The sequence below is a fragment of the Enterobacter sp. 342 genome (assembly GCF_036663495.1).
Classification (GTDB): domain Bacteria; phylum Pseudomonadota; class Gammaproteobacteria; order Enterobacterales; family Enterobacteriaceae; genus Enterobacter.
Window position 1 is genome coordinate 1 of the sequence record NZ_JAWUEI010000072.1, and the last position, 6,203, is coordinate 6,203.

4 protein-coding genes are annotated in these 6,203 nt (G+C 54.3%); 1 reads left to right on the forward strand and 3 read right to left on the reverse strand.

The annotated features are described in order from the left end of the window. Positions 1 to 91 precede the first annotated feature (91 nt). Positions 92 to 667: a lipid IV(A) palmitoyltransferase PagP gene (gene pagP / locus V6E55_RS24755; protein ID WP_045270086.1), complete on the forward strand. Its 576-nt coding sequence runs from the start codon at positions 92 to 94 to the stop codon at positions 665 to 667. 7 nt (positions 668 to 674) lie between these two features. Here pagP and V6E55_RS24760 read toward each other — a convergent pair whose 3' ends face one another. The 3 genes from V6E55_RS24760 to V6E55_RS24770 form a co-directional block, all read right to left on the reverse strand. Beyond that, positions 675 to 1,598, reverse strand: a complete 924-nt coding sequence (locus tag V6E55_RS24760) for an acyltransferase (protein ID WP_024196075.1) — start codon at positions 1,596 to 1,598, stop codon at positions 675 to 677. Positions 1,599 to 1,790: 192 nt separating this feature from the next. Then, positions 1,791 to 4,847: an efflux RND transporter permease subunit gene (locus V6E55_RS24765; protein ID WP_045270087.1), complete on the reverse strand. Its 3,057-nt coding sequence runs from the start codon at positions 4,845 to 4,847 to the stop codon at positions 1,791 to 1,793. Continuing rightward, positions 4,847 to 5,932: an efflux RND transporter periplasmic adaptor subunit gene (locus V6E55_RS24770; protein WP_016241530.1), complete on the reverse strand. Its 1,086-nt coding sequence runs from the start codon at positions 5,930 to 5,932 to the stop codon at positions 4,847 to 4,849. Before V6E55_RS24770 ends, V6E55_RS24765 begins: the two co-directional genes overlap by 1 nt. Positions 5,933 to 6,203: the final 271 nt, after the last annotated feature.

Here is a 6,203-nt window from a genome sequence, read left to right on the forward strand (position 1 = left end):
CGCTGCATCGGCGCGGGGGAGTCACGGGGTGACTACGCCTTAGCGTGCTTTATTTTCCGAATTCTGAGACGACCCCTTTAAGGATAAAACAATGCGACGTTGTCTGCGGATAGTGTGGGGAACTCTGTTTATTTTCGCCTTTGCGGTACAGGCGGAAACAAAGGTTTATGGCGAACAACGCGTCAGCGGCTGGTGGAACTGGCTAAAAGACGATGTCTCGCAAACCTGGAATCAGCCGCAAAACTACGACCTGTATCTGCCATTTCTCAGCTGGCACAACCGCTTTATGTACGATAAAGAGAAAACCGATAACTACAATGAGATGCCGTGGGGCGGGGGATTTGGTGTCTCAAGATATAACGAAGAAGGTAACTGGAGCTCACTCTACGCGATGATGTTTAAGGATTCGCACAACGAGTGGCAGCCGATTATCGGCTACGGCTGGGAGAAGGGCTGGTATCTGGACAGTAGTCGCGATTTTCGCCTGGGGCTTGGGGTGACCGCCGGGATCACCGCCCGAGAAGACTTCGCCAACTACGTACCGCTACCGATTATTTTGCCGCTCTTTTCCGCCAGCTATCGCCGCCTGAGCGTGCAGTTCACCTATATTCCCGGCACCTACAATAACGGCAACGTGCTGTTTGCGTGGCTGCGCTACGGTTTTTAAGAGGGCATCAAATCGTAATCACCTTTTTCACCAGCGAATTGGACAGCGCTAGCATTGAAATTAACACCGAGGCGATGAACGTCAGGACAATCAGCATTAACTTGGTTCCCAGCGAGCTAATTGGGATAAGCGCGGTCAGCAGATGAAAAACGGAGTAGTGAAGAATATAGACGCCGGTCATCGTTTTGCTGATAGTCGCCAGAATGGTCTCTTTAAACTCGCTGTTTTTACGAAACCGCACGCCGTTGGCGGCAATCACCAGCGCCACCACCAAAATATAAATTTGTGATCCGGTAAGAATGAACGCATTTCTGTCAGCCTTAAACAGGGCGAAGAAGAAATGGCGCTCGTAAAACCAGGTGAAGAGATAAATAAACGGAATGGCGATCATCGCGCCTTTCACCACTCTCTCGCGGGTCAGCCAACTGGCGACCAGCGGATCGCTGAACAGCTGGCCGGTCAGGTAAAACAGCAGCCAGGTCCACAAACGGTACTGCGGGGCCAGGCTCAGCGCATGAACATCAGGATACAGCGCGGACAGCAGATCGTAGCCATATGAGAGCAACAGCAGCGCAAATACCACGCCGAAAAATAGCTTGCGTCGCTGGCTGAGCCACTCGATAAGCGGATGAAAGGTGTAAATCACAATAAAGGCAAAAACAAACCACGGCTGGATAAGATAACCGCGCTGGTAGGGTTCCCAGAGATAGTACACTGTCATCCAGAACAGGAAGACGATAACTACGCTTTTGATTTTACCCATTTGCCACTGCGCATCGTGCCGTGACTGCGAATCCAGATAGCCCGCCACCACAAAAAACAGCGGCGTGGCTATGGTCGAAATAAACGTCAGAAAACCGAGGATCCAGTGATAGTCGTAATCATAGTGATCCCTGGTGTTATAAATGGTGAAGAAGGTCACCGCCGTCATGCATCCCAGCGTTTTAATAATATTTAATCCGGTACTGTTCATTATTGTGGCTTCATATCCTTAGAGCCTATCCCATTAGGCTATTTTATTTGCCATTTTGGTCCTGGGCAGTGCTCACAAGCCTCACGTACTGCGTGTACGCTTCGGTTGTTGCGCGCTGTCCGTGCCCAAACTGGCTGCAACAATATACGCCTACTGGGATAGGCTCTTATTATGGAAACAGGCGTAAATCACTGGCAGAACCAGCAGCGTCAGAATAGTAGCAAAACCCAGACCAAACATAATAACTACCGCCATACTCTGGAAGAAGACATCCAATAATAAAGGGGCCAGACCGAGAACGGTGGTGAAGGCGGTCAGCAGAATAGGGCGCAGACGCGAGGTGGCGGCATAAATAATGGCTTCCTGCTGCGCTTTTTCCTGCTTCTGCTGCTCAATTTCCTCAACCAGCACGATGCCGTTACGAATCAACATCCCGCTCAGGCTAAGCAAGCCTATCAATGCCATAAAGCCAAAAGGAATACCGGTAATCAAAAAGCCTGGCGTTACGCCAATCAGCGCCAGCGGCACCGTCAGCCAGATAGCGATCGCGTTTTTCAGCGAGCTGAACATCAGCACAGTGATAACAAACATCACCAGGTAACCCAGCGGCAGGGTGGTGAACAACCCCTGCTGCGCTTCGCGGGAATTCTCCGCGTCGCCGCCCCACTCAATACTGTAGCCGTGCGGTAGGGCGAGGGCATCGATTTGCGGCTTCACGCGCGCCAGAATATCGCCTGAGGTTTGATTGCTCAGCGGATCGGGGTCGGTCTGCACGGTCAGTACGCGGCTGCGGTCGCGGCGCAGGATCAAAGGATCTTCCCACTCGAGATTAAAGCCGCTGACCACGTTACTGAGCGGGATATACTGCTGGCGGTTTTGGCTCCAGACCAGCACATTATTCAGGTGGTTAGCATCCTGGCGCTCGGCGGCTGGTGGGCGAACCACCACCGGCAGCAGGTCAGCCCCTTCGCGATAGAGTCCCGCACGGCTACCAGAGAAATTCATCTCCAGCGCGTTATCGATATCCTGTTTATCTACTCCCAGTTCGCGGCCTAAGCTGGCGGAATATTGTGGGCGGATAACCTTGCTGCGGTTCTGCCAGTCGTTGCGCACGCCGTCGGTGGCCGGGTCTGCGGAGAGAATATCGCCCACCTGGCTGGCGAGCAGGCGCAGGCGGTCGGGATCCGGGCCTTTGATGCGCACTTCAATGGCGCTATCGCCGGAAGGGCCGAACATCACGCGTTTGCTGCTGGCATTAACCTGCGGATAGTTGCGCGCAATATAGCTGTCAACATGCTGCGTCAGAGCGTTAATACTGCGCTGGTCGTCCATGCGTACCATGATCTGCGCGTAGTTGCTGTATTGCCGTTGCCCGCTGTAGGTGAGGATAAAACGCATACTGCCCTGACCAACGGTGGCGATGGTGGTGACAACGCCCGGCTGGCCGTTAATCGAGGTTTCAATATCGCTGGCCATCTTTTCGGTTGTCGCAATATCAGTGCCATAGGGAAGCCAGAGGTCAACAAAGAAGATAGGCGTGTTCGATGAGGGGAAAAAGTTCTGCCGCACCGAGCCGAATCCCCATATTGAAGCTGCCAGCAGCGCCGCCATGACGGTCAGGGTGATCGCTTTGCGCATCAGTAGGGTGTGCAGAATCTGCTGATAAATGCGATAAAAGCGCCCGCTGTAGGGGTCGGTATCCGAGGTTTCAGCAGGCGGCTGTTGCCCTTTGAACAGCCACCATTTAATCAGTACTGGCGTGATGGTTAACGCTGAGAACCAGCTCAGCATGAGTGAAATCAGCAGCACCTGGAGCAGTGATTTGCAGTATTCTCCGGTGGAGTCCTGCGACAGGCCAATCGGCGCAAAGGCGAGAATAGCAATCACCGTCGCCCCCAGCAGCGGCAGCGCCGAGCGGCGAATCACATAATTAATCGCCGTGAGCAGCGTCGACCCCTGCTGGCGGGCAATGAGTACCCCTTCGACGATGACGATGGCATTATCGACCAGCATACTCAGGGCGATAATCAGCGCCCCCAGCGAGATACGCTGTAGCTCGATGCCCCACAGATACATAATCAGCAGCGTACCGAGCACGTTAAGCGCTAACGACAGGGCAATAATGATACCGCTGCGCACGCCCATAAAGATCAGCAGCACGCCGACGACAATGGCCAGTGCCATCAGGAAGTTAGTGATAAAGCCGTTCACCGAGTGAGCCACTTCTGCAGCCTGGTCGTAGAACAGGTCAATTTTGATCCCTGCCGGTTTTTCCGCCGACATCTGATCCAGTTTGCTTTCCAGCGCGCGACCAACGTCAATGACGTTGACGCCGGGAATAAACGACACCCCCATAGTGACCGCCTGGCGGCCATTAGCGTGATAAATGCTGGAAGGAGATTCGCTGAGTCCGCGCGATAGCGTGGCAATATCGCGCAATCGCGTCGCTGAACCTGAGCCGTGCGGGCTGATTAACAAATCGCCCAGCTCGTCGAGATTTTCAAACTCCCCCGTTGGATGCAGGCGAATTGACTCGCTGCCGGATTTAATCTCACCGGCGTTAGACACTACGTTCAAGCGACTGAGGATTGCCGCCAGTTGGTTGAGCGTGATACCGCGGGCGGTCATTTTTGCCAGCGAGATATCGATATTGATTTGTTGTGGGATCGCACCGCCGATAGCGACTTTGCCAACGCCGGGAACCAGCACCAGTTCGCGCCTGAGCTGCTCGGCGTAGCGGACCAGCTCAGGGTTGGTAAAGCTCTCGCCGGAGATAGCAAAGAAGAAGCCAAAGACATCGCCAAAATCGTCGTTCACAAAGGGGGAGGCCACGCCGGGCGGGAACATCCGGGCGGCGTCTCCTACCCGACGGCGCAGCTCATCCCAGATTTGCGGCAGCTCGCTGGAGTGATAATTCGAGGCGATATTGACGGTGATTTGCGACAGACCATTGGAGGAAATTGAGCTGACGTTGTCCAGATAGGGCAGCTGTTGCAGCGCGTTCTCCAGCGGCAGGGTGACTTCTTCCTCAACCTGCTGCGCCGAGGCTCCCGGATAGTGGGTGATGACCACGGCGGTCTTGATGGTAAACGCCGGGTCTTCCAGGCGACCGATATTCAGCAGGGCGAAAATACCCCCGATGCCCAGCAGTAAAATAGTCAGCCAGACGCGAATCGGGTTGTTAATAAACTGACGAGAGATATCCATTACAAACCTCGTTCACGCGTCCAGATTCGAACCGGTTGCTGCGCATGCAGTTCACTGACGCCTGCCGCCACGACGCGCTCGCCGACGCTAAGCCCTTCGGTAATGACCACTCCCTGAGAGGTGACCTGGCCGACGCCAACTTTTCTGTCCTCAAGCTGTAGCTGTTCGCCTTCGCCTTTAACTACCCAGACGTGGGGCTCATTGCGCTGGCGATTATCCGGATTAAATACCGCTTCAACCGGCACCACGACGGCTTTATCGCCCGCGCTGGCGGGCAGGTTTGCCAGATTGACCGTCACGGTCCCACTCACGCCGCCCACTGACGGAAAATCGGCCGGGCGCGGCATGGTTAAAATGATCTGCCAGGTCAGAGTGTTGCTGTCGCTGCTACCGGTATGTTCTTTATATTCGGCGGTGAACTGACGGTCCGGCATAGAGTTGATTTTCACCACCGGACGATACTGCGCATTGCGGATATCAATAGTCGTAAAAAGATTCTCCGGAATGCTGAACACCACGTCGAGCAGATCGGTTCGCGTCAGGGTGACGATCGGCTGTCCGGCGGCGACAACCTGGTGATTACGGATCGGGACGCTGGCGGCAATACCGCTAAACGGCGCGGTGAGCGTCATTTGACTTAGCTCTTCGCGGGCGATTTTTAGCGCAGCGTTGGCGGAATCACGGTTGGCCCGCTGGATATCCATTTCCGCTTTTGAAATGGCCTGGCGACCGGCCAGCGTCTGGAAGCGGTCGAACTGCCGCTGAGCGAGGGTTGCTGCGGTCTGCCGTTCGTTGACGCGTTGCTGCGCTTCCCGGGCGTTGAGCCGGGCGAGCGCTTGCCCCTGAGAGATACTGGCTCCCTGACGCACATCAAGGGATTCAATCTGTCCGCCGCGTTTGAACGACAGATCGGTAGAATCCCCGGATTCAATACGGGCAGGAAAAATGCGCTGCTGTGAATCACCAATGGCGACGACATCCGCAACTTTTACCATCCGCGGCAGCGGGGTAACTTGCGGTGCTTTCTGATCGCAAGCCGTTGTTATTAAAATAACAACGGGAATGAGAGAAAAATAACGGTTCACTGTATTCCCCTCGGTGCTAAAGGTTTTATTTTACATATTTTTCACAAATGCCGGCTTTATTCAGCCAGCGCTGAGACCACTAAATAGGTAAATAACCCGGAAGCCGTACAGGCGATTATTGCCAGGGCAATAAACAGGCTCAGGCGAAACAGGCTGTAGCCGAACATTGCTCCTCCTCTGGTATCAACCTTGTGCTAAGGAAGGTGCGAATAAGCGGGGAAATTCTTCTCGGCTGACTCAGTCATTTCATTTCTTCATGTTTGAGCCGATT

Bases quoted from the DNA above. Each gene is read 5' to 3' on its own strand.
- V6E55_RS24765 (WP_045270087.1), bottom strand. From the start codon at position 4,847: ATGGATATCTCTCGTCAGTTTATTAACAACCCGATTCGCGTCTGGCTG.
- pagP (WP_045270086.1), top strand. From the start codon at position 92: ATGCGACGTTGTCTGCGGATAGTGTGGGGAACTCTGTTTATTTTCGCC.
- V6E55_RS24760 (WP_024196075.1), bottom strand. From the start codon at position 1,598: ATGACGGCGGTGACCTTCTTCACCATTTATAACACCAGGGATCACTAT.